The sequence below is a fragment of the Isoptericola sp. NPDC057653 genome, from assembly GCF_042799955.1.
In the GTDB taxonomy this organism is placed as follows: Bacteria; Actinomycetota; Actinomycetes; order Actinomycetales; family Cellulomonadaceae; genus Isoptericola.
In genome coordinates, this window is record NZ_JBHVHP010000001.1 from 882,156 (window position 1) to 903,729 (window position 21,574).

The 21,574-nt window shown below is 74.7% G+C and carries 20 protein-coding genes; 11 read left to right on the forward strand and 9 right to left on the reverse strand.

What is annotated here, in order from left to right; all coding sequences use genetic code 11:
• Positions 1-46 precede the first annotated feature (46 nt).
• On the forward strand, positions 47-664 hold the full coding sequence (locus tag ACFU9A_RS03975) for a TetR/AcrR family transcriptional regulator (RefSeq protein ID WP_430573966.1): 618 nt from the start codon (positions 47-49) through the stop codon (positions 662-664).
• A gap of 108 nt (positions 665-772) precedes the next feature.
• A complete protein-coding gene (locus ACFU9A_RS03980; RefSeq protein ID WP_430573967.1) occupies positions 773-1,384 on the forward strand; it encodes a class I SAM-dependent methyltransferase in 612 nt (203 codons plus the stop codon).
• A 28-nt stretch (positions 1,385-1,412) separates the two neighbouring features.
• On the opposite strand, the gene ACFU9A_RS03985 is transcribed toward ACFU9A_RS03980, so the two are convergent.
• Positions 1,413-2,093 (reverse strand): SDR family oxidoreductase, encoded by a 681-nt coding sequence (locus tag ACFU9A_RS03985; protein WP_430573968.1) that lies wholly within the window; start codon positions 2,091-2,093, stop codon positions 1,413-1,415.
• 245 nt (positions 2,094-2,338) lie between these two features.
• Positions 2,339-3,856, reverse strand: coding sequence for an MFS transporter (locus ACFU9A_RS03990; RefSeq protein WP_430573969.1), 1,518 nt, complete (start codon positions 3,854-3,856; stop codon positions 2,339-2,341).
• A gap of 114 nt (positions 3,857-3,970) precedes the next feature.
• Here ACFU9A_RS03990 and ACFU9A_RS03995 point away from each other — a divergent pair, with 114 nt between their 5' ends.
• The 8 genes from ACFU9A_RS03995 (at position 3,971) to ACFU9A_RS04030 (ending at position 10,915) form a co-directional block, all read left to right on the forward strand.
• Positions 3,971-4,891 (forward strand): helix-turn-helix transcriptional regulator, encoded by a 921-nt coding sequence (locus tag ACFU9A_RS03995; RefSeq protein WP_430573970.1) that lies wholly within the window; start codon positions 3,971-3,973, stop codon positions 4,889-4,891.
• Positions 4,891-6,117, forward strand: a complete 1,227-nt coding sequence (locus tag ACFU9A_RS04000; protein WP_430575335.1) for a pyridoxal phosphate-dependent aminotransferase — start codon at positions 4,891-4,893, stop codon at positions 6,115-6,117. The genes ACFU9A_RS03995 and ACFU9A_RS04000 overlap by 1 nt, the downstream gene beginning before the upstream one ends.
• Positions 6,118-6,356: 239 nt before the next feature.
• Positions 6,357-6,815: an SRPBCC family protein gene (locus tag ACFU9A_RS04005; RefSeq protein WP_430573971.1), complete on the forward strand. Its 459-nt coding sequence runs from the start codon at positions 6,357-6,359 to the stop codon at positions 6,813-6,815.
• Positions 6,812-7,165 (forward strand): ArsR/SmtB family transcription factor, encoded by a 354-nt coding sequence (locus tag ACFU9A_RS04010; RefSeq protein WP_430573972.1) that lies wholly within the window; start codon positions 6,812-6,814, stop codon positions 7,163-7,165. The genes ACFU9A_RS04005 and ACFU9A_RS04010 overlap by 4 nt, the downstream gene beginning before the upstream one ends.
• A gap of 5 nt (positions 7,166-7,170) precedes the next feature.
• Positions 7,171-7,614 carry an SRPBCC domain-containing protein gene (locus ACFU9A_RS04015; protein ID WP_430573973.1) on the forward strand — a complete coding sequence of 148 codons (444 nt, stop codon included), beginning with the start codon at positions 7,171-7,173 and terminating at the stop codon, positions 7,612-7,614.
• Positions 7,615-7,711: 97 nt separating this feature from the next.
• A complete protein-coding gene (locus ACFU9A_RS04020) occupies positions 7,712-8,896 on the forward strand; it encodes a sensor histidine kinase (RefSeq protein WP_430573974.1) in 1,185 nt (394 codons plus the stop codon).
• Complete coding sequence (locus ACFU9A_RS04025) at positions 8,893-9,582, forward strand: response regulator (RefSeq protein ID WP_430573975.1); 690 nt, start codon at positions 8,893-8,895, stop codon at positions 9,580-9,582. Before ACFU9A_RS04020 ends, ACFU9A_RS04025 begins: the two co-directional genes overlap by 4 nt.
• A gap of 67 nt (positions 9,583-9,649) precedes the next feature.
• Entirely contained in the window at positions 9,650-10,915 is a 1,266-nt protein-coding gene (locus ACFU9A_RS04030; RefSeq protein WP_430573976.1) for an alpha/beta hydrolase, read from the forward strand.
• On the opposite strand, the gene ACFU9A_RS04035 is transcribed toward ACFU9A_RS04030, so the two are convergent.
• Complete coding sequence (locus ACFU9A_RS04035; RefSeq protein ID WP_430573977.1) at positions 10,887-11,927, reverse strand: acetylxylan esterase; 1,041 nt, start codon at positions 11,925-11,927, stop codon at positions 10,887-10,889. The two genes, ACFU9A_RS04030 and ACFU9A_RS04035, sit on opposite strands and share 29 nt — an antisense overlap.
• A gap of 137 nt (positions 11,928-12,064) precedes the next feature.
• Here ACFU9A_RS04035 and ACFU9A_RS04040 point away from each other — a divergent pair, with 137 nt between their 5' ends.
• Positions 12,065-12,862 (forward strand): DeoR/GlpR family DNA-binding transcription regulator, encoded by a 798-nt coding sequence (locus tag ACFU9A_RS04040; protein ID WP_430573978.1) that lies wholly within the window; start codon positions 12,065-12,067, stop codon positions 12,860-12,862.
• A gap of 38 nt (positions 12,863-12,900) precedes the next feature.
• Here ACFU9A_RS04040 and ACFU9A_RS04045 read toward each other — a convergent pair whose 3' ends face one another.
• The 6 genes from ACFU9A_RS04045 to ACFU9A_RS04070 all read right to left on the reverse strand — a co-directional run bounded on the left by ACFU9A_RS04045 (position 12,901) and on the right by ACFU9A_RS04070 (position 21,430).
• Positions 12,901-13,755 (reverse strand): LacI family DNA-binding transcriptional regulator, encoded by an 855-nt coding sequence (locus ACFU9A_RS04045; RefSeq protein ID WP_430573979.1) that lies wholly within the window; start codon positions 13,753-13,755, stop codon positions 12,901-12,903.
• 71 nt (positions 13,756-13,826) lie between these two features.
• Positions 13,827-16,121 (reverse strand): FAD-dependent oxidoreductase, encoded by a 2,295-nt coding sequence (locus tag ACFU9A_RS04050; protein WP_430573980.1) that lies wholly within the window; start codon positions 16,119-16,121, stop codon positions 13,827-13,829.
• Positions 16,122-16,210: 89 nt separating this feature from the next.
• Positions 16,211-18,115: a BNR-4 repeat-containing protein gene (locus ACFU9A_RS04055; RefSeq protein ID WP_430573981.1), complete on the reverse strand. Its 1,905-nt coding sequence runs from the start codon at positions 18,113-18,115 to the stop codon at positions 16,211-16,213.
• A gap of 71 nt (positions 18,116-18,186) precedes the next feature.
• Entirely contained in the window at positions 18,187-19,509 is a 1,323-nt protein-coding gene (locus tag ACFU9A_RS04060) for an extracellular solute-binding protein (RefSeq protein ID WP_430573982.1), read from the reverse strand.
• 62 nt (positions 19,510-19,571) lie between these two features.
• A complete protein-coding gene (locus ACFU9A_RS04065; protein WP_430573983.1) occupies positions 19,572-20,507 on the reverse strand; it encodes a carbohydrate ABC transporter permease in 936 nt (311 codons plus the stop codon).
• The gene (locus ACFU9A_RS04070; protein WP_430573984.1) at positions 20,504-21,430 is read right to left on the reverse strand and encodes a carbohydrate ABC transporter permease; all 927 of its coding nucleotides are present in this window, start codon (positions 21,428-21,430) and stop codon (positions 20,504-20,506) included. The genes ACFU9A_RS04065 and ACFU9A_RS04070 overlap by 4 nt, the downstream gene beginning before the upstream one ends.
• Between the last annotated feature and the right edge of the window lie 144 nt (positions 21,431-21,574).

Genomic DNA, 21,574 nt, shown 5'->3' on the forward strand with positions numbered 1-21,574 from the left:
TCGTGTGATGCCACGCCATAATGAAACGGTGCCGTATCATTAGAGCATGGACACGGAGACCGGCCGGCCCCCCGCCCGCCGCGGGCGCCCCCGCCGCGACGAGGCGGAGGCGCGCCGGGAGGCGATCCTCGACGCGGCCACCGCGCAGCTCGCCGAGCACGGGTTCGCCGGCACGACGATCGAGGGCGTCGCGGCCGCGGCCGGCGTCACCAAGCGCACGATCTACGCCCGCTTCACGGACAAGGAGGGCCTCTTCCTCGCCGCCGTCGAGCGCCTGCACCGGCACGAGCAGGAGGGCCTGCACGCGGGGGACGACCTCGAGGAGGTCGCCACCCGCGTCGTGCGGACGCTGCACGGCGACGACGCCGTGACGCTGCACCGCCTCGTCGTCGCGGAGGCGCGCCAGCTGCCGCGGCTCGCCGCGGACTTCTACGCGAACGGCCCCGCGCGCACCGTCGACGCCCTCGCGACGCTCCTCGCGGCCGAGCACCCCGGCCTCGACGACCTGCCCCGGCGCGCCGAGGAGCTGTACACGCTGCTGCTCGGCGAGGCGCACCGCCGCCGGCTGCTCGGCCTGGAGCCCGCGCCCTCGCCCGCCACGGCCCGCGCGCACGCCCGGCGCGCGCTCCGCACGGTCGCCGGTCGGGTCCCCGGCCGCGACTGACCGGCCGCCCCGGCCGCCCCGGCCGCGTACGGCCGTCCCGGCCCGGCCGCGTCCGACCGGGCCGCGTCCGACCGGGCCGCGTCCGACCCGGTCCCTAGGGTGGCCGCCATGACGGGTGAGGCCAGCGCCGCGTACGCGGCGCGCGCGCAGGAGTACACCGACCTCTTCGGGTCGATGGCGTCGGTGCACGACGAGGACCGCGACCTCGTCGCGCGCTGGGCGGCCGGGCTGGCGGGCCGCGTGGTCGACGCCGGCTGCGGGCCCGGGCAGTGGACGGACTTCCTCGCGCGGCAGGGGCTGGACGCCGAGGGCGTGGACCTCGCCGAGCCGTTCCTGGAGCGCGCCCGCGCGGAGTACCCCGGCGTCCCCTTCCGCCGCGCCGCGCTGGACGACCTCGGCGTGCCCGACGGCGGCCTCGGCGGGCTGCTCGCGTGGTACTCCGTCATCCACACCCCGCCCGAGGGTGTGGACGACGTGCTGGCCGAGTTCGCCCGCGCCCTCGCCCCCGGCGGCGGGCTGCTGGTCGGCTACTTCCGCGGCCCGCGCGTGGAGCCGTTCGACCACCAGGTCACGACGGCGTGGTTCTGGCCGCCCGACGAGCTCGCGGAGCGCCTCGACCGCGCGGGCTTCGACGTCGTGGCGACCGCCGAGCGCACCGACCCCGGCCACCGCCCGCACGGCGCGGTCACCGCGCGGCGTCGGGCAGGGCTCATCGCCTGAGCAGGGAACCCTGGTCGAGGCGCGCGGTCTACCCCAGGTCGCGCAGCGCGGCGGGGATCGGCGTGTCCCCCGAGGAGAAGCGCACGAACCGGCCGACCGTCGCGGGCTCGCGCAGCGTCCGGGCGACGACCTGCGCGACGTCGGCCCGCGGCACGCTGGTGTCGGTGCCGCGCGGCACGGGGCCCGTCTCCGGGAACAGCGCGATGCGCCCGGTGGGCGGCTCGTCCGTCAGGGTGCCGGGGCCGAGGATCGTCCAGTCGAGGTCGGTGGTGCGCAGGTGGTCGTCGGCGGCCAGCTTGGCGTCGGCGTAGGCGAAGAAGCCCGCGCTCTCGGGGACGCCGTGCTCGGGGGTCGAGCCGATCCACGACACCATCACGTACCGCCGCACGCCGGCGCTCGCGGCGGCGTCCATGGACCGGATCGCGGCGGCGCGGTCGACCGCGTCCGTGCGCTCGGGGCTCCCGCCGCCGGCGCCGGCGGACCAGACGACGGCGTCCGCGCCGGCCAGGACCGCGGCGATCTCCTCGGTGGTCGCGTGCTCGACGTCGAGGAGCGCCGGGTCGGCGCCGAGGTCGGCGACGCGGTCGGTCTGCTCGGGCTTGCGGACCACGCCGACGACGTCGACCACTGGCCCCGTGCCGCCGTCCGCCAGCAGCGGGACCAGCTGGCGCGCGACCTTGCCGAGCGCACCGATGACGACGACCTTCATGACGACCTCCGAACGGGGCGACGGACCGGACTCCCACCGTCGCCCACCGGGTCGCCGGACGGCAACCTGCGGGCGTGGCGCGCGGCGATCTTGAGCGAAGCCCGCGGCGGAACCTGGGCCGATCCTGAGGTGGTCGTCGCACGCTCGTCGTGGGGGAATCCCCTGACCCCCACCAGCACGGCGCCACCCCGACTCCCCGTCGCGGGGCGGCGCCGTGCGTATGTCCCGGCCGTCTCGGCCCGGGGTCAGCGGGCCCGCGCGATGCGGGCGGCCAGCGCGGCGAAGGCGAGCGCCAGCCCGGCCTGCACGACGACGGCGACCGCGAAGCCGCGGGGCAGCCCCGCCGCCACGCCGCCGGGTGCCCGCGCGGCGACGGCCTGGAACAGCCCGCCGAGCACGGCCACGCCGAGGCCGAGCCCGAGCTGCTGGAGCGTGGTGAACAGCCCGCCCGCGACACCCGCCGCCCAGGTGGGGGTGCGGAGCAGGACCGTGCGCAGCACCGGCCCGTACATGAGCGCCTGGGCCGCGCCGAGGGCCATGAGCAGCGGCTGCAGGGCCGCCGTCGAGCCGCCGTGCCCGCTGCCGACCACGAGCCCGAGGGCGAGCAGCACCCCCGTCTGGGCCAGCGCCGCGCCCGTCATCGTCCACCGGCCGGTGCGGCGCTCGATCGCCGGGAGGGCGAGGGCCGTGGCGATGAACGCGCCGCCGAAGCCGAGGAGCAGCACCACCGTGCCCCAGGCGTCGGCGCCGAGCGCGCCCTGCGCGAGCGCCGACACCTCGTACAGGAACGCGCCGTAGCCGGTGAAGAACAGGAGCGTCATGACGAGGCCGTGCCGCACGGCCGGCGTGCGCAGCACGCTCGGCGGCACGACCGGCAGCTCGCCGCGCCGCTCGGCCGCGCGCTGGGACCGGGCGAACAGGGCGAGGACGGCGCCCGCGGCGGCGAGCATCCCGAGGAGCACCGGCGGCCACCCCGCCGCCGCGCCGAGCGTCAGCGGCACGACCAGCAGCAGGAGGCCCGCGGCCAGGAGGGTCGCGCCGCGCAGGTCGAGGGCCAGCGGCGCCGTGGACCGGGACTCCGGGACGGTCCGCAGCGCGAGGAGCGCCGCCGCCGCGATCACCCCCGTGACGACCTGCACCGCCCGCCAGCCGAGGTGCGGGCCGGCGGCGCCGGCGACCGCGCCCGCCAGGACCTGCCCGGCGATGGTCGCGGCGCCGCTCACGGCGGTGAAGAGGGTCACGCCCAGCGCGCGCAGCCGGTCGGGCGCCGCGGCCTGGATGGTGGAGAGCACCTGAGGCGTGAACAGGCCCGCGGCGACGCCGAGCCCGGCGCGCAGCGCGACCAGCGTCGCCAGGCCCGGCGCGACGGCGGCCGCGGCGGACAGCACGGCGAACGCGACCAGCCCGACCGCGAGCAGCCGGCGCCGGCCGTACCGGTCGCCGAGCCGCCCGGCGACGACGAGCGTCGCGGCGAACGTCGTCGTGTACGCGGAGAGGACGAGCTGCCCGCCCGACGTCGCGGCGCCGAGGTCCGCCGTGATCGCCGGGGCGAGCAGGTTGACGGACCCGAACGTCATGTTGACCGGCAGGTAGGCGACGAGGAGGACGGCGAGGCCGACGCCCGTGAGGGCACGTGGTGGGAGGGCGCGGGGTGGGAGGTCGCGGGGTGCGGGGTCGCGGGGTGCGAGGTCGCCGTGCGGCGCCGCGGGGGCGGGTGCACCGGCTCGGGCGGTGCGCGCGGCGGGCGCGCTGGTCGTGGTCATGACGACGACGGTGCGCCCCCGCTCATCCTGGTACCAGGAGCCTGCTGATCGTGGTACCGGCACCACCTGGCTCGACGCTGGTCCGGCGGGGCGGGCCGGGCGACACTGGTCGTCATGACCGCCACCTCGCCCGACCGGGCCGCCCTCGGGGAGTTCCTGCGCGAGCGGCGCGGCCGGATCGGGCCCGGCGACGTGGGGCTGCCCGCGAGCGGCCGCCGCCGCACGCCGGGGCTGCGCCGCGAGGAGGTGGCGCAGCTCGCCGGCGTGGGGGTCACCTGGTACACGTGGCTGGAGCAGGGCCGGGCGCGGAACGTGTCCGACCAGGTGCTCGACGCGGTCGCCCGGGTGCTCCGGCTCGACGCCGCCGAGCGCCGCCACCTCCTGGCGCTGGCCGGCCGGGAGCCGGCCGTCGCGCCGGGGCCGCCGCCCCAGGTGCACCCGGAGCAGCTCGCCGTCCTCGAGCGCCTGCTGCCCTACCCGGCCGCGATCCAGACGGACAGCTACGACCTGCTCGCCGCCAACCGCGCGTACCGGTACCTGTTCGACGACCTCGACGCCCGCCCGGCCGAGGACCGCAACTGCGCGTGGCTGATGTTCACCGACCCGCGGTGGCGCGGGGCGCTGGGCGACGCCGAGGACACGGTGCTGCACAACATCGCCGCCCGGCTTCGCGCCCGGGAGCCCGAGCACCGTGACGACCCGCGCTGGACGGCGCTGTTGACGCGCCTGCGTGACGCGTCCCCGGACTTCGTCCGGCACTGGGAGTCCTACGACGTGGCGGGGGACGGCACCCAGCTGCGCCGCTACCGGTCGCCCCGCGTGGGCCGCTTGGACGTGCACTTCCAGAGCCTGTGGCTGGACCGCGCCCGCGGCGACCGCGTCATCCTCATGACCCCGGCCGACGACGCCACCCGGCAGCGGCTGGAGCGCCTGGACGCGCTGGTGGGCGCGGCGCCCGCGACCACCACGCGGGACGACGCGGGGTCCGCTCGTCGTGGAATGGCCGTGTCGGGCACGGGGGACGCGGGGGGATGATGGACCCCGTGCGCACCATCCGGCAGAGCAAGAAGCTCCTCAACGTCCGCTACGACGTCCGCGGCCCGATCCTCGTCGAGGCGCAGCGCCTCGAGGCGGAGGGGCACCGCATCCTCAAGCTGAACATCGGCAACACGGCACCGTTCGGCTTCGAGGCACCGGCAGCGATCCAGGCGGACGTTGTGCACCACCTGCCGGAGGCGCAGGGGTACAGCGACTCGCGCGGCATCTACGAGGCGCGCACGGCGGTGGCGCAGTACTACCAGTCGCGCGGCCTGCGCGACACGACGGTGGACGACGTGTTCATCGGCAACGGGGTCTCCGAGCTCATCTCGATGGTGCTGCAGGCGTTCGTCGACGAGGGGAACGAGATCCTCGTCCCGGCGCCCGACTACCCGCTGTGGACGGGCGCGGTGACCCTGTGCGGCGGCACGGCCGTGCACTACCGGTGCGACGAGGCGAACGGCTGGATGCCGGACCTCGAGGACATCGAGTCGAAGATCACCGAGAACACGCACGCCATGGTGATCATCAACCCGAACAACCCCACGGGCGCCGTGTACTCCAAGGAGATGGTCGAGGCGCTCGTCGACATCGCGCGCCGCCACGACCTCGTGATCCTCACCGACGAGATCTACGAGAAGATCCTGTTCGATGGCGCCACGCACCACCACGCCGCGGCCGCCGCGGGTGACGACGTCCTGTGCCTGACGTTCAGCGGCCTGTCGAAGGCGTACCGCGTGTGCGGCTACCGCGCCGGCTGGGTCATGATCTCGGGCCCCAAGGAGAACGCCGCCGAGTTCCTCGAGGGCCTCACCCTGCTCGCCAACATGCGCATGTGCGCCAACGTGCCCGCGCAGCACGCGATCCAGACCGCGCTCGGCGGGTACCAGTCGATCGACGAGCTGATCGTGCCCGGCGGCCGGTTCTACGACCAGGCGATGCTGGCCGACAAGCTCCTCAACGAGCTCCCCGGCGTGACGTCGGTGCGCCCGCGCGGCGCGCTGTACTGCTTCCCGCGCCTCGACCCGGAGATGTACCCGATCGACGACGACCAGCAGTTCGTCATCGAGCTGCTGCGGGCCAAGAAGATCCTCGTCACCCACGGCACCGGGTTCAACTGGTTCGAGCCCGACCACTTCCGCCTCGTCACGCTGCCCGACGAGGAGATCCTCACCGAGGCCATCGGCCGGATCGGGGAGTTCCTGGCCACGCGCCGCCGGTAGCGGGTGGGCACGGCGCCGCCCCGCGAAGGGGGAGTCGGGGTGGCGCCGTGCTCGTGGGTTCACCCACGACGAGCGTGCGACGGCCTCCTCAGGAACGCGTCAGCGTCGGCGAGGCGGCGGCTCAGGATTGCCGCGATCTCCCGCGCGCGGACGCCCCGCGACCGCATATGCAATCAATGGTTGCGCATTGCTCGCGCCCGGGCTACCTTGATGTGCAACCAATAGTTGCAGGAAGAGCCATGGAGCTGGGGAGCATCGAGCGCGAGCTGTACGTGGAGGCGTCGCCGGAAGTCGTCTTCGAGGTGGTGAGCCGCCCGGAGCACGTGCGGCAGTGGTGGCCCGACGACGCGGACTTCGAGCCGGAGCCCGGGGGAGCGGGAAGCATCACGTTCGGCGACGGCCCCGACCGGACCGTCGAGTCGTTCACCGTGGTCGAGTCGCTGCCGCCGCGGGCGTTCTCGTTCCGCTGGACGCACCCGGCCGGCGAGGAGGCGCGGGCGGGGAACTCGCTGCTCGTGACGTTCGAGCTGGTCCCGTCCGGCGACGGCACGCTGCTGCGGATGACGGAGACCGGCTTCCGCGAGATGGGCTGGGAGATCGCCGTCCTCGAGCAGCGGTACTCCGAGCACGTGGACGGCTGGGCCTTCTACCTGCCGCGCCTGGCGCCGTACGCCGAGAGCCTCGGGGTGCGGTCGTGACGGCGCCGGCACCGCCGTCGTCCGTGGACGACGACCTCTGGTCGGCGATCGGCGACCCCACGCGGCGCCGCATCCTCGACCTCCTGCTGGCCGGCGGCGGCGGCACCGCCACGTCGCTCAGCCGGCAGCTCCCGGTGACCCGGCAGGCCGTGGCCAAGCACCTCGACGTCCTCGACCGGGCCGGCCTGGTCCGCTCGAGCGCGGTGGGCCGGGAGAAGCAGTGCCAGGTGGACGCCGCCCAGCTCGAGCGGGCGGCGGACCAGCTCGCGTCCGTCGGCCGGGCGTGGGACCGCCGGCTGCACCGCATCAAGGCGATCGCCGAGGCGATCGAGACCACGAGAAGGAGCTGATCACGATGGTGGACATCCTGCACCGGATCGGGGCCACGACCCCGACGCCGGCGTCGATGTACGAGGCGCTGACGACGATCGACGGCCTCGCCGGCTGGTGGACCGAGAAGACGACGGGCGACGCCGGCCTCGGCGGACGGGTCGAGTTCCGGTTCCCCGACGGCGGGTTCGACATGGAGGTCGAGGAGGCGGTCCCGCTGCGCCGCGTGGTGTGGCGGGTGGTCGACGGCCCCGAGGAGTGGGTCGGGACGACGATCGAGTGGGACCTGCGCCAGGACGGCGACTGGACCATCCTGCTGTTCGCGCACCGCGGCTGGCGCGAGCCCGTCGAGTTCATGCACCACTGCAGCACCAAGTGGGCCACGTTCCTGCAGAGCCTCAAGGCCCTGGTCGAGGGCGACGACGCCGCGCCGTCGCCCCGGGACGTGAAGATCGACAACTGGAACTGACGCCACGGTCGGCGGTCGCCCCGCCGTCACCGGCCATACTGAGCGGATGGTCGGGGGCGGCGGGGTTCGCGGTGCGCTGAGCACTGCGTGGAGCACGGTGCGCAGCGACCTGCTGACCCTGGCTCCGCAGCCGATGCCGCCGATGCGCGGCCCGCGGGCGCTCCGCCGGCTGCCGCACGTGGCGGTCGTCGCGGTGGCGGCCTTCGCGGCCGTCACGGCCACCGAGGACGTCGGGACCCGGGTCGTCGCGGTGCTCCACGTGGCGCTGCTCGTGGTGGCGCTGCGCTGGCCGCTCCCGGCGTGGTGGGTCTCGCTGGTGGCGCTGCCGGTGCTCGCCCTCGTCCCGTCCTTCGGCACCTACGTGGGCTGGGCGTGGGCCGTGCACGCCGGGCTGCTGTTCCTGGTGGCGCTGCGGAACCCGTGGCGGGTGGTCGTCGAGACGGTCGGGCTGACCCTGCTGGTGCTGGGTGCGCTGCTGGCGGCGGGCGAGATGGGCCCGGGGCGCTTCACGCTCATCGCGCTGGCGATGATCGCCGTCGCCGTGGGCGCCGCGGCCGGGGCGCGCGGCACGCGGGAGGTCCGCTCCCGGCTCGCGGAGCAGGAGGTCGCCCTCGCGCAGGAGCGCGCGCACCGCACCGTGCTGGAGGAGCGCGCCCGCATCGCCCGCGAGCTGCACGACGTCGTCGCGCACCACATGTCGGTCATCGCGATCCAGGCGGACGCGGCCCCGCTCCGCGTGCCCGACCCGCCGGCGGAGCTGGTCGGGGCGTTCGCCGACATCCGCACCGGTGCGCTGTCCGGGCTGACCGAGCTGCGGCGCATCCTCGGCGTGCTGCGCTCCGAGGAGCGCCCTGACACCGGCGCGCCCGGGGCGCCGCAACCCACCCTGGACCACCTCGACGAGCTGGTCGCCGGGGTGCAGGCCGCCGGCCTCGACGTGACGACCACCGTCTCCGGCGCCCGTCGCCGCCTGCCCGACGGCGTGGAGCTGTCGGCGTACCGGATCGTGCAGGAGGCGCTGAGCAACACCCTCCGCCACGCCCCCGGCGCCGCGGCGCGCGTCGAGCTCGACTACGCCCCGGACGTCCTGCGCCTGAGGGTGGTCAACGGGCCCGGCGGCCGCCCGGCCACGGTGTTCCCGGGCGCCGGGCACGGGATCCCGGGCATGCGCGAGCGGGCTGCCATGCTCGGCGGGGACCTGACCGCGGGCCCGACGCCCGACGGCGGATACGAGGTCGCCGCCCGGCTCGCGGCGCCGACCGGCGAGGAGCGCTCCGCATGACGATCCGGGTGATGATCGCCGACGACCAGGCGATGGTGCGCGAGGCCTTCTCGGTGCTGCTCGGCGCCCAGCCGGGGGTCGAGGTGGTCGCGACGGCGGCCGACGGTGCGGAGGCCGTGGTCCGGGCACGGGAGCTGCGGCCCGACGTGGTCGTCATGGACATCCGGATGCCGGGGACGAACGGCATCGAGGCCACCCGCCAGATCGTGGGGGACCCCGACCTGGCCACGAAGATCCTCGTGCTGACCACGTTCGACCTCGACGAGTACGTGTACGAGGCCCTGCGCGCGGGCGCCAGCGGCTTCCTCCTCAAAGAGGCCTCGGGGGCGCAGCTCGCGGAGGCGGTGCGCGTCGTGGCCGCGGGCGACGCGCTGCTGTCCCCGGAGATCACCCGCCGGCTCATCACGGAGTTCTCGCGGCTCAGCGGCCCGGGCCGTCCCGTCCCCGGGGTGCGGGTCGAGGCGCTCACCGGCCGCGAGACCGAGGTGCTCACCTGTGTGGCCCAGGGCCTGTCGAACGCGGAGATCGCCGCAGAGCTCGTGGTCGCGGAGCAGACGATCAAGACCCACGTGGGCAACATCCTGCAGAAGCTGCAGGTGCGGGACCGCACGCAGGCGGCCGTCTACGCCTACGAGTCCGGCCTCGTCGCCCCGGGACGCACCCACCCGCGGACACCCCCTACCTGAGAGCCAGGCCCGACGTTGGCTCCGTGGCGGGAGGTGCGAGGGGGTGACCCGTTCCTAGCGTCGTGGCATGACCTCCCCCATGACCTACCCCGTCCTTGCCCCGCCCGCACCGCGCGCCCGCCGCGGTCCCGACCGCCGGCGGTCCCGGCCCGTCCGGGTCCTGCGGACCCTGAGCGCTCTCGCGGCGTCCGTCCTCGCGTTCCTCGCCGTCGCGATCGTCCTGGGCGCGTACGTCCCGGCGATCCCGAAGATCGGGGTGATCGGGCCCGTGCTGGGCGGGCAGTACCCGTTCCACGTGGCGCTGCTGGCCGTGCTGGCCGCCACCCTCGCGGCCCTTGCCTGGGCCGGCGGGACGGTGCGCTGGGGCCGCGCGGTCGCCGTCGTCGGCGCGGCCGCCGCCGTGGGGGCCCTTGCCATCGGGGGAGTCCAGCTCCAGGCCGCGCGGAGCGCCGGCGCCGACGTCTCGTGGGGCGAGGTGGCCGGAGGGCTCGGCTACCCGGACGTCCAGCCCGACACGACCGCCACGTTCGCCCGCCCCGACGGCGAGGCGCTCGACGTCGACGCGTACCTGCCCGCAGGCGGGGCGGGGGAGGCGGCGCCCGCCGTCGTGCTCGCCCACGCCGGCGGCTTCCACACCTTCGACAAGGGTGACCTGCGCGGCACGGGCCGCTGGCTGGCCGACCACGGCGTGGCCGTGTTCGCCGTCGACTACCGGCTGGCCCGCGCCGACCGGCCCACCTGGGACAAGGCACCGCAGGACCTCGCGTCAGCGCTCGCCTGGGTGCGGGAGCACGCCGACGAGTACGGCGTCGACCCCGCGCAGGTCTCCCTCGGCGGCATGTCCGCGGGCGGCACGCTCGCGCTGAACGCCGCCTACCGCCTCCAGGAGGGCACCCTCGCGACCGCCGACGGCGACGCCGTCGGGCCGCCCGCCTCCGTGATCGGCTTCTACCCCGGCACCGACGTCGCCGGGATGTGGGAGGACGACGTGGCCGGGACCCGCGAGGCCGCCGAGCTGTTCACCGGCGGCACGCCGCAGGACCACCCGGACCGCTACCGCGAGGTGTCGCCGACCGCCGCCGTCGGGCCCGGGCTGCCCCGGACCCTGCTCGTGGTCGGCGACCGCGACCGCAGCGCCCGGCCGGGGACCGTCACCGGCCTCGGCGACGCCCTCGCCGCGCAGGGGGTCGACACCCGCGTCGAGGTGCTGCCCTACGCCGAGCACGCGTTCGACGACGCCTACGGCAGCCTCACGTCGCAGGCCAGCCGCCAGATCCTGCTCGACTTCCTCACGGACGGCGAGATCACGGGCCAGGACGGCGGGCGCGGCTGACCGACCGCTCCACGTGCGCGCGGGTGGCGGCGAACGCCGCCGCCATCTCGCGCGCCTGGCCCGGGTACTCCGCGTGCCCGGCGGAGTGCACCGCCAGCTCCAGCTCCGCCCCGGTGCCCGCGCGCTCGGCGGCCGCGACGCCGGCCGCGACGCCGAACTGGCCCGGCGGCGGCACGTGCGCGTCCCACAGGGCGCACTCGACCCGCGTCGGGACGCGCAGGTGCGTCGCCGCGACGGACGCGTCGGTGAGCGCGAGGACCGCGCGGGCCTCCGGGTGCTCCGCCACGTACCCGCGCTGCGCCTCGCCGCTGCCCGTGCACGGCACGGCGAGGCGCTCGTCGTACTGGCCGAAGCTCGGCACCTCCAGCGTGGCGCCCACGAACCGGTCGTCCCACGGCACCGCCAGCGCGCCGACGCCGCCGCCGAAGCTGGTGCCCACGTAGTACAGGGGCAGGTCGGCGGGGACGCCCGGCACGGCCGCCAGCTCCTCCTGCAGCGCGGTGGCCGCGTGCCACAGGTCGACGGCGCAGCGGCCCAGCACGTACGTCTCCACGTCCTCGATGCCGGCGAGCACGTGCTCGCTGCTCACGTCCGGGGCGCCGAGCCCCGCGTTGAGGGCCCCGAGACCGCGCGCCACCGGGAAGATCACGGCCGCGTCGTGCGGCACGCGCTCGAAGGACGGCGCCTCGCGGCCGCCGTAGCCGTGCCCGTGCACGATCCCGACGCGCACCTCCGCCCCCACCGGCAGGGCGAGCCACGCACGCAGGCGCAGGCCCCCCGCAGCGGTGAACGACACCACGGACACCTCGTGCGCCCCCTGCCGTCCCACCGGTTCGGCCACGACGTCGGCCGGCACCCGCCGCGCCTCGTCGTGCCACGACCGCCACAGGTCCGCGAACCCGTCCGGCTCGGCGGCGGGCGGAAGGGCCAGCAGGCCGTCCCGGTCGTACCCGTACGTACCGTCGATCGGGCTGTCGGGGAACCAGGCGTCGTAGGGGGCGGGCAGCGTCACGGGATCTCCAGTGCGGGACAGGACGGGGCTGGGCAGGGCTTGGACAGGGCTGGATAGGGCTGGACAGGGCTCGACGGGGAGCGGGGCCGGTCACGGCGGCGCGTGACAGACTGTGCCGCGGGTCGAAAGGGGAGCGGGTGCTCGTCGCAGAACGCAGGTCACGGATCGTGGCCGAGGTGCGCCGTCGGGGCGCCGCGAGCGTCACCGAGCTGGCCGAGGAGCTGGGCGTCAGCGCGATGACGGTGCGCCGGGACATCGAGGCGCTCGCGGACGCGGGAGAGCTGGACCGGGTGCGCGGCGGCGCCACGACCCGCGGGGACGCCGGCGGGGCGCAGGAGCGGGGCTTCGCCTCGCGGGTGCAGCAGCAGGTCGCGGCCAAGCAGGCCATCGCGCGCCGCGCGGCGCAGCTGGTGGAGCCGGGCATGGCGGTGGGCCTCTCCGGCGGCACGACGACGTGGGTGCTCGCGCAGGAGCTGCGCGCCGTCCCGGACCTCACCGTCGTGACCAACTCGCTTCCCGTCGCCGAGGCGTTCCGCCGCCCCGACCGCGCCGACGAGCCGTACACGCAGTCCGTGGTGCTCACCGGCGGCGTGCGCACCCCGTCCGACGCCCTGGTGGGCCCGGTCGCCGTGCGCTCGCTGGAGCACCTGCACCTCGACGTCGCGTTCCTCGGCGTGCACGGGCTGGACCTGCACGCGGGCCTCACCACGCCCAACCTGCTGGAGGCGGAGACGGACCGCGCGCTCCTGGCCGCCGGCCAGGACGCCGTCGTGCTCGCCGACCACACCAAGTGGGGCGTCGTCGGCCTGACCACCATCGTCGACCTGCACGAGGTGGAGCGCCTCGTCACCGACGACGGCCTGGACGCCGACGCCCGCGAGCTGCTGGAGGCGCACGTGGGCGAGCTCTGGGTGGTCCCCGCCGACTCCGACTGACGGCGGCGCCCCCCGCCCACGCGCCCGCACCGGGAGGCTCAGCGGGCGGTGCTCGCGCGGGCCACGACGCGGGCCGGGACCACCACGTGCTGCACCGGCAGGTTGGCGCCGGGCGGCGTCGCGATCTGCCGCTCCAGCTCGCTCAGGGCGCGCTCGACCAGCGCCTCCTTGTCCGGGGACACGGAGGTGAGCGACGGCGTCGTGAACCGGGCGCCGCGCACGTCGTCGATACCGACCACGGCGACGTCCGCGGGCACGCGCCGCCCCGCCTCGTGAAGGGCGGGCAGCGCGCCGAAGGCGACCGAGTCGTTGGAGCAGACGATGCCGTCGAGCTCGACGCCCCGCTCCAGGAGGCCGCGCACGGCGCGCTGCCCCTCGGCGGGGGTGAACGCCTCGACCTGGGCCACGAGGTCCGGGTCGTCGGCGATGCCGAGCGCGGCCACGGCCTCGCGGTAGCCGGCGTACCGGCGGTCCGCGGCGTCCGAGGGACGGGCGTCGCGGGGGCCGACGAACGCGACCCGCCGGCACCCGACGGACGCCAGGTGCTCCGTGGCGGCGTACGACGCGGCCCGGTTGTCGATCGTCACGTGCGTGAACGGGCTGACGAGGATGTGCTCGCCGAGCAGCACCAGCGGCCCGGGGGAGGTGCGCCGGGTCAGGTCGGCCACGGACAGCGCGCGCGGGATGTGGATGAGGCCGTCGGTCGGGGGCAGCCCGATGCCGTTGGCGACGTCCACCTCGCGCTCGTGGTCGCCTGCGGTCTGCTGGATGAGGATCGACAGCCCGCGCTCGTCGGCGCGCCGCACCAGCAGGGCCGTGAGCTCGGCGAAGTACGGCTCCTCGAGGTCCGGCACGGCGAGCGCCACGATGCCGGTGCGCTCCTTCCTGTGCACGGCGGTCAGCGTAGCCCGGGCCTGGGTCGTGGCGCCGCGCGCGGGGCGGGCGAGTCCGGCGTGCGGCACGGTCACTCCTGCACGCGCAGCGCGACCACGCGGGCCTGCGCTGCGCCGTTCGTGGCGCCGACGACGAGGCGTGCGGCGCGCAGCGGGCCGAGGTCGGCCGGCAGCGGGTGCACGCGCAGGCGCCACCGGTTGTCGGTCTCGGCGGCGACGGTCACCCACCGGTCCTCGGCGGGGACGCCGCCGGCGGGCAGCACCTCGAGGCGGTAGTCCTTGACGAGCGTCGGCATGGTCTCGTGGGGCGTGCGGTGGTGGTGCAGCGTGTTGAGCTCGACGTCGAGGTCGTCGTCGAACACGACCCGCACCTCGCGCGCCGTCACCGGCTCGTCCCAGTCGAGGCGCAGCCACTCGTCGCGGCCGGGCGCCATCGGCGACGAGGCCCACAGGTGCGGGCCGCCGTGGTTGCGGTGGTACCCGCTCGTGGCGCGCTCGGGGGCGAGGGCGCGGGTGTCGGGGCCGGCGCGGAACACGACGGAGCGGCCGCGCAGGGGCTTGGTGGGCCACTGCACCAGCAGCTCGTCGGAGCTGATCTGCACGTTCTGGTCGTCGTTGTCGACGCGGTGCACCAGCGTGAGCACGCCCGCGGGCAGCGGCGCGGTGGTGCGGACGGCGACGTCGGGGTTGGCGCGCAGCACGACGACGGCGTTCTGCGGCACGTCGGGCGTGAACGGTACGTGGGCGGTCACCCAGCGCTCGTCGCCGGCGGGCACCACCACGTCGGTCTTGGCCTCGAGGTGCGCGGGCACCACGTTCTGCGGCTTGCCGGTGGAGTACACCTCGACGGCGAGCGTGGTGTCGCGGCGGGCGGAGACGAGCAGCTCGACCGTGTCGAGGCGCGGGTCCACGGGGAGCACGATGCCGAGGTCGACGTCGAGGTCGTAGACGTCGTACGCGTCGTAGGGGTCGCCGTCGGCCGGTTCGACGACGGGCGCGGCCATCCGCGTCGTCGTGCTGGAGGCGGTGACGGCGGCGCGGCGCGCGTGGTCGTGCGGGTCGGCGTTCGCGATGCCGACGGCGGGCGCGTCCCAGCGCAGCAGCGTCTGGCGCAGCTCGTCGAGGTGGTCGGTGTAGACGCCGCGCGGGGTGGTGCCGTGCTCCACGCACAGCGCCGCGGCGGTGCCGGCCGCCTGGCCCATCGCGCCGCAGGTGGCCATGACGCGCGCCGCGCCGAAGGCGATGTGGGTGGCCGAGACGTCGCGCCCGGCGAACAGCATGTTCTCCACGTTCACCGAGTACAGGGAGCGGTAGGGGATCTCGAAGACGCCCTCGGAGAACCGCTGCAGCGCGCCCGCGCCTTCGGCGTACATGCCCTGGGCGGGGTGCAGGTCGATGGACCAGCCGCCGAACGCGACGCCGTCGTCGAAGACGGTCTGGTCGACGACGTCGCCCTGGTGCAGCGTGTAGTCGCCGACGAACCGGCGGTACTCGCGCTTGCCGGGCACGTTGCCGATCCACTCGAGGGTGAGGTTGTCGGCGTCGAACTTGCCGGAGTTCTTGATGTAGTCCCAGATGCCGAGGATGACGCCGCGCAGCTCGTCGCGGATGCGCTCGTTGTCGTCGACGATGTCGATCTCGCCGCCCCACTCGATCCACCAGTAGTGGGCGCCGGAGTCGCCGCTGCGGATGACGCGGTTCATGGGGATGGGCGTGGAGGTGATGTCGATCGCGGTCTCCGGCGCGACGTACTTCACCGGGTGGCCGAGGTCCTTGGTGTAGAAGAGCAGCGTGGAGCCGAGGAACTCGCGCACCGGCTCCGGCGGCGCCCACTCCTCGCCGAACTCGGCCTGGGACTCCTTGCCGAGCCGGTAGCGGGCGCCGGCCAGGGCGCCGACGAGCCCGTCGCCCGTGCAGTCGAGGAAGACCGGCGCGGTGAAGGTCGTGAGGATCTCCGAGCCCATCGTCCAGCCGGTGACGGACTCGATGCGGCGGGCGTCCTCGGGGCCGGTGGCGACGACGTCGCGCACGTCCGTGTTGAGGAACAGCCGGATGTTCTTCTCCCGGCGGACGGTGTCCAGCACGACGTCGTCCCAGTAGACGGGGTTGCCCTCGGGGTTGCGGTACTGGTTCTCGACGTACATCTCGCCGACGATCCCGGTCTCGCGGGCCCAGCGCTGGTTGCCGTGGGCGGTGGCGCCGCACACCCACACCCGCACCTCGGAGGAGGAGTTGCCGCCCAGCACCGGTCGGTTGTTGACCAGCACCACCTGGCGGCCCAGCCGCGCGGCGGCGACCGCCGCGCTGACGCCGGCGAGCCCCCCTCCGACGACGACGACGTCCGCCTCGACGGTCTGCGTACGCATGATCTCTCAGTCCTCAATCCGGTGGTTGTGCTGGTCGAACGTGGTGGTTCGGGTGGTGCGGGGGCGGGTGTGCGGCGCGGGTCGCGGCGTCAGCCGGCGGCCAGCACCTCGATCTCGAAGACGCGGGCCACGTCCGTCTCGGACGCCGACGGGTCGGTGACGACCAGGCGGACCTGGTCGGCCGTCACGCCGGTGGCGGGGAGGGTGACGACCCCGGCCGTGCTGCCGGTGACCGCGCCCACCTGCACCCAGCCGCCCGTGGTGTGCAGCTCGACGGAGAAGTCGCGCAGCACGGCCGAGGCGGGGTCGACGGCGGCGCGGTAGCCGCTGTGCACCCGGACCGACGCCACCGGGGCGGCGTCGTCCCAGGCGACGGTGAGGGTGGGCGTCGCGTCGTCCGCTGCGGAGATCCAGCGGCTGTCGTCGGTGAGCCGGCCGTCCACGGCCTTCTCCCCGCCCGTGTCGGCGCGCAGCGCCGACGACGCGGTGACGGTGCCGCCGAGCGCCAGGTTGCCGGTGGGCTCCGGGGTCCCCGGGTCGCCGCCGTCGTCGTCGCGGACCCCCGCGACGACGTCCGCGAGCGGGCTGCCGACCAGCGGACCGCCCGTGCGGGGCACGCGGGCGTGGAACAGCGTGCCCGACGTCGGGCCCGACTCGGCGGCGCTCACGTACAGGACGTCCGTGCCCGACGAGGGGCCGGTGCGGATCGTGCGTGCGGCGAGGCGCTGCTGGCCCACCTGCACGTCGCCGAGCCCGGCGAACTGCCAGGTCCCGCCGTCGAGCCCGCGCTCCGCGCGGACCACCTGCGTGCGGACCTGCCCGGCGACCGTGCCCTGCACGACCGCGTACGCGCGGGTGGTGCCCGCCGCGGACGTGGCGTCGAGCGCGGCCACGGTGTCGGTCCCGGCGCCCAGGTCGTCGGCGTCGACGACGGTCTCCCGCTGCCAGGCGGCGCCGTCCCACCGCGCGAAGCGCACGTCGAAGCGGTCCGGCGTGCCGTCGGCCTTCGCCGCGGCGTAGCGGTAGACGACGCCCGCGAGCGTGTCGCCGTGCACGGCCAGCTTGGCCGTCTGCACGGTGGGGCCGTCGGTCTGGAGCGACTCGCCGTCGGCGAACGGCTGGTAGACGACGGCGCCGCCCGCGGACGGGGCGATCGGCGTGCTCAGGGGGCTCCCCGCGGCGTCGTGCCACGAGTCGTCCTTCGGGTCGTAGACCGCGTACGAGCCGAGGTGCCGGTACGGGCCCGCGGCCCAGCGGTGCCACTCCCACAGCACGTGCAGGCGGCCGTCCGTGCCGACCTCGAGGTCGTCCGGGTAGACCGACGCGCCCACGCCCGAGGCGAAGACCGCCACCCGGGACCACGTGCCCGTGGCCGTGTCGAAGCGGTACAGGCGCCCGTCCCGCACCGTGGCCTCGTCGCGCCCGCCGCGCACCATGACGTAGGCGTCACCGTCGGTGCCGCGCGCGGTGACCGGGTACGTCATCGGCACGCCCTGGTCGGGCAGGTCCGCGCTCGCGTCGACCAGCGACGTGATGTCGCCGGGCGTCGTGGAGCGGTAGTACTGCCACGGCACGTGGTGCATCGACACGAACGCGTGGATCGTGCCCTCGCCGTCCACGACGATCGACGGCTGGTCGTGCCCGCTGTCGTCGAGGAACGTCGCGCACGCCCCGTCGTCGGCGCGCAGGCAGCCGGCGGTCCACCCGCCGTCGGGACCCTGCGCGGCGATGTGCACCTCGTGGCGGGCCGGGTCCGCGGCGGGCGAGTCGAACGCCATGTAGGTCACGCCGTCGACCACGTCGAGCGGCGTCCACCAGCCCGCGTTGTTGGAGCGGTCCACCGGGAACGGCAGCTGCTCCACGGTCTCGGTGTGCTTGCCGGGGGTGGCCGGGGCCGCCAGGGCGGCCGCGGCGGGGACGGTGGCGGCGGCCACCGCGGCCGCCGCGAGGGCGGCCGCGGCGGTGCGCAGCCTCGGGGTGGGACGTCGTCGCATGGTTCCTCCTCGAACCGTGGTCGTGACTCCGGGATGGGTGGGGGCGAGCGGGGTTGGTACGGGCGGGAGCGTCAGCCGACGAGCTTCTGCGCGGCCTCGCCGGCCTTCTGCATGGCCTTCTTCGGGTCGGTCTTGCCGACGAGCACGGCCTGCACCTGCTCGGCGATCACGGTCTCGATCTGCGAGTACGCGGTGAACGCCCAGAACGGGTTGGACGAGGCGGTCGCCGTGATGCGCTCGCTGAACAGCGACCCGAACGTGTCGGACGCGACGACGTCCGACTGCTGCGCCTCGGTGATCACGGGCGGCAGGCCGCGCACCTCGTAGTCCGCCAGCACGGTGTCCAGGTCGGACGTCGCGAACTGCGCGAAGTCGGCGGCGGTGGCCGCGCCCTCGCCGTCGACGACGGCGATCGCGCCGCCCCACACCAGGGCGCGGGGGGTGTCGCCGGCCTTGAGCACGGGGCGCGAGACGGGGTTGAGCTTGCTGCCGAGGTCCTTGTCGGGGGACTCCTCGGTGATCGCGTTGCGGCCGACGGGGGCGTCGTCCAGGATCGCGGCGCGGCCCTGCGCGAACAGCGAGCGGGCGTCGAAGCGGTCGACGTCGGCCGCGATGAGCTTCTGGTCGTACAGGCTCTTGTACCAGGTCACGGCCTCGACGGAGGCGTCGTCGCCGATGGTGACGGTGTCGCCGTCGACGAGCGGGCTGCCGAAGGTCTGCATCCAGATGAGGATGTCCTTGAGCTGGGCCGCCTTGGTGGACGCGGCGTAGGGGATGAGCCCGCCGCCGAGGCCCTTGAGGGCCTTGAGCGTCTTCTCGAACTCGTCGATCGTCGTCGGGAACGCGTCGTCGGCGACCCCGACCTTCTGCAGCAGCTCCGCGTTGGTGATGAGGCCGATGGCGCCGATCGTCCAGGGCAGGCCGTACTGCACGCCGTCGAACTGGGCGGCCGACAGCGCGGCGTCGGTGTACCCGCGGCCCTCCGTCAGCGCCGACAGGTCCTGCAGCTTGCCCATCGCGGCGAGCGAGCCGAGCCACGCGACGTCCACGTGGGCGGCGCCGGTGAACTGGCCGCCCTTCACCTGCAGGGTGAGCTGGTTGATGTACTCGTTGTAGGGGAACGAGACGTCCTTGACGGTGACGCCGGCCTTGTCCTGGTAGGCCTTGACGATCGCCTCGAGGGCGGGCGCCGCGGCCTCCTCGGTGAAGGACCAGGAGGAGAACGCGAAGTCGGTCTTGGCGCCGCCGGTGGCGGCGGCCGAGGCGGCGCCGCCGGCCGACGAGCCGGCGGACGGCGCGCACGCGGCGAGGGCGGCGGTGCCGGCGCCGAGACCGAGCAGCTGGAGCATGCGGCGGCGGGAGACGGCCGACTGCATCAGGGGGTTCGTGGACATGGGGATCCTCCGCATCGAGGGTCGTTCGGGGTGGGGAAGGGGATGGAGCTCGAGGGGGCCGGTCAGCCCTTGACGGCGCCGGCGGTGAGGCCGCCGACCAGGTACTTCTGCAGGGCGATGAACGCGATCGCGACGGGGAGCGACACGACGAGCGACGCCGCCATGAGCTCGGGCCACGCCGTGGAGGCCTCGCCGATGAAGGTGTTCACCAGGCCGGGCGGCAGGGTCTGCTTCTCCGGGCCCGCGAGGGTGAGGGCGAAGACGAAGTCGTTCCAGCCGCGGACGAAGGCGAACAGCCCGGCCGCGATCAGCCCGGGCGCCGCGAGCGGCAGCACGATCGAGTGGATGATCCGCAGGCGCGAGGCGCCGTCGACGCGGGCCGCCTCGATGAGCTCGTCCGGGATGGTGTCGAAGAAGCCCTTGAGCATCCACACGCAGAGCGGCAGCGTGAACGTGGTGAAGCTCAGCACCAGCGCGGTGTACGTGTTGAGCAGGTTGTACGCGCTGAAGACGCTGTAGAGGGTGACCAGCAGCAGCGCCTGCGGGAACATCTGCGACGCGAGCACCAGGTACATCAGCGAGCGGCGGCCGCGGTAGCGGAACTTGGAGAACGAGTACCCCATGTACGCCGAGACCAGCACCGACAGCAGCGCCGTGATCACGGAGACGATCACGCTGTTGCGCAGGTAGCCGAACAGCTGGTCGTTGGAGGCGAGCGACGCGAACGCGTCCAGGGTCGGCGCGGCCGGGAAGAACCGCGGCGGGTACGCGAAGACCTGGTCGCGCGGCGTGAGCGAGGTCGCCAGCAGCCAGTAGACGGGCAGGAGGCCGAAGCCGCCGCACACGACCACGGTGGCCCAGGCGGCGATCCGGACGCCGGGCCGCTCGGAGCGCAGGGCGCTGCGACGGCGGCGCCGCGGCGGGTGCGGTGCGGCGGCCGGGGCCGGCGCGGAGGAGGGCGGGGTGGGCGCGGCGGGGAGCTGCGTCGTCGCGCTCATCGCTCCTCTCCCTTCTCCGAGAAGCGGACGTACACGACGACGAGCGCCATGAGCAGGATCATCCACAGGAGGCCGAGCGCGCCGGCCCTGCCGAGGTCGAAGCCCTGGAAGGCGGTCTCGTACACCGCGGTGGCGAACGTCTGGGTGGCGCCCGCGGGGCCGCCGCCGGTGAGGACGTAGATGATGTCGAAGTGCTGGAAGTTCCAGATGAACTCCAGCAGCACCACGAGGCCGACGATGCCCTTGAGGTGCGGCAGCGTGATGGCGAAGAACCGGCGGACCGTGCCGGCGCCGTCCATCTCGGCGGCCTCGTGCAGCTCGACCGGCACCGTCTGCAGGCCCGCGAGCAGCATGACCATCATCCAGGGGAACGACTGCCAGGTCTTCGCCAGCACGACGGCGCCCATGGCGGTGCCGGGCTGGGCCAGCCAGGCCTGCGGGTCGTCGATCAGGCCGATCGACTGCAGCAGCGCGTTCATCACGCCGTAGTTGGCGTTGAAGATCCACATCCACAGGAACGACACGACGACGCCGGGCACGAGCCAGGGGATGAGCATGAGGCCGCGCAGCACCTTGGCCCCGCGGATCTTGGTGTTCAGCGCCAGCGCGAGGGCGAACCCGACGACGAACGGCAGGATCGTCGTGCCGAGCGTGAAGACCAGCGTCTGGCGCAGCAGGCGCAGGAAGTCGCCCTGCAGCACGTCGACGATGTTCTGCAGCCCGACGAACGTCCGTCCGGGCAGCACGAGGCTCTGCTCGAAGAAGGCCGTGACGAGCGCCGCGACCAGCGGGTACAGCACGACGCCCGCGAGCAGGGCGACGCCCGGCAGCAGCAGCAGGACGGCGAACTGCCCGTCGCTGAGCCGACGCGGTGGCGTCTGTGACTTTCTGTGTTCAAGAGTGTGAGTTTGTGAACTCGACATGTCCACGTCCCTGTGGGTCAACCTCGGCAACGAGGGTGATGATCTGGTGTCCGCGACACACTCTGGCGGAACTTGGCCGATCTGGTCAAACCCCTGCGGTTGCGGTGCGATAACGAAACGAACTCAAAGATCACAAGAACAAAC

Bases quoted from the DNA above. Each gene is read 5' to 3' on its own strand.
- ACFU9A_RS04005 (WP_430573971.1), top strand. From the start codon at position 6,357: ATGGAGCTGGGGAGCATCGAGCGCGAGCTGTACGTGGAGGCGTCGCCG.
- ACFU9A_RS04025 (WP_430573975.1), top strand. From the start codon at position 8,893: ATGACGATCCGGGTGATGATCGCCGACGACCAGGCGATGGTGCGCGAG.
- ACFU9A_RS04055 (WP_430573981.1), bottom strand. From the start codon at position 18,115: ATGCGACGACGTCCCACCCCGAGGCTGCGCACCGCCGCGGCCGCCCTC.
- ACFU9A_RS03980 (WP_430573967.1), top strand. From the start codon at position 773: ATGACGGGTGAGGCCAGCGCCGCGTACGCGGCGCGCGCGCAGGAGTAC.
- ACFU9A_RS04030 (WP_430573976.1), top strand. From the start codon at position 9,650: ATGACCTCCCCCATGACCTACCCCGTCCTTGCCCCGCCCGCACCGCGC.
- ACFU9A_RS03975 (WP_430573966.1), top strand. From the start codon at position 47: ATGGACACGGAGACCGGCCGGCCCCCCGCCCGCCGCGGGCGCCCCCGC.
- ACFU9A_RS04070 (WP_430573984.1), bottom strand. From the start codon at position 21,430: ATGTCGAGTTCACAAACTCACACTCTTGAACACAGAAAGTCACAGACG.
- ACFU9A_RS04050 (WP_430573980.1), bottom strand. From the start codon at position 16,121: ATGCGTACGCAGACCGTCGAGGCGGACGTCGTCGTCGTCGGAGGGGGG.
- ACFU9A_RS03985 (WP_430573968.1), bottom strand. From the start codon at position 2,093: ATGAAGGTCGTCGTCATCGGTGCGCTCGGCAAGGTCGCGCGCCAGCTG.
- ACFU9A_RS04060 (WP_430573982.1), bottom strand. From the start codon at position 19,509: ATGTCCACGAACCCCCTGATGCAGTCGGCCGTCTCCCGCCGCCGCATG.
- ACFU9A_RS04015 (WP_430573973.1), top strand. From the start codon at position 7,171: ATGGTGGACATCCTGCACCGGATCGGGGCCACGACCCCGACGCCGGCG.
- ACFU9A_RS03995 (WP_430573970.1), top strand. From the start codon at position 3,971: ATGACCGCCACCTCGCCCGACCGGGCCGCCCTCGGGGAGTTCCTGCGC.
- ACFU9A_RS04065 (WP_430573983.1), bottom strand. From the start codon at position 20,507: ATGAGCGCGACGACGCAGCTCCCCGCCGCGCCCACCCCGCCCTCCTCC.
- ACFU9A_RS03990 (WP_430573969.1), bottom strand. From the start codon at position 3,856: ATGACCACGACCAGCGCGCCCGCCGCGCGCACCGCCCGAGCCGGTGCA.
- ACFU9A_RS04000 (WP_430575335.1), top strand. From the start codon at position 4,891: ATGGACCCCGTGCGCACCATCCGGCAGAGCAAGAAGCTCCTCAACGTC.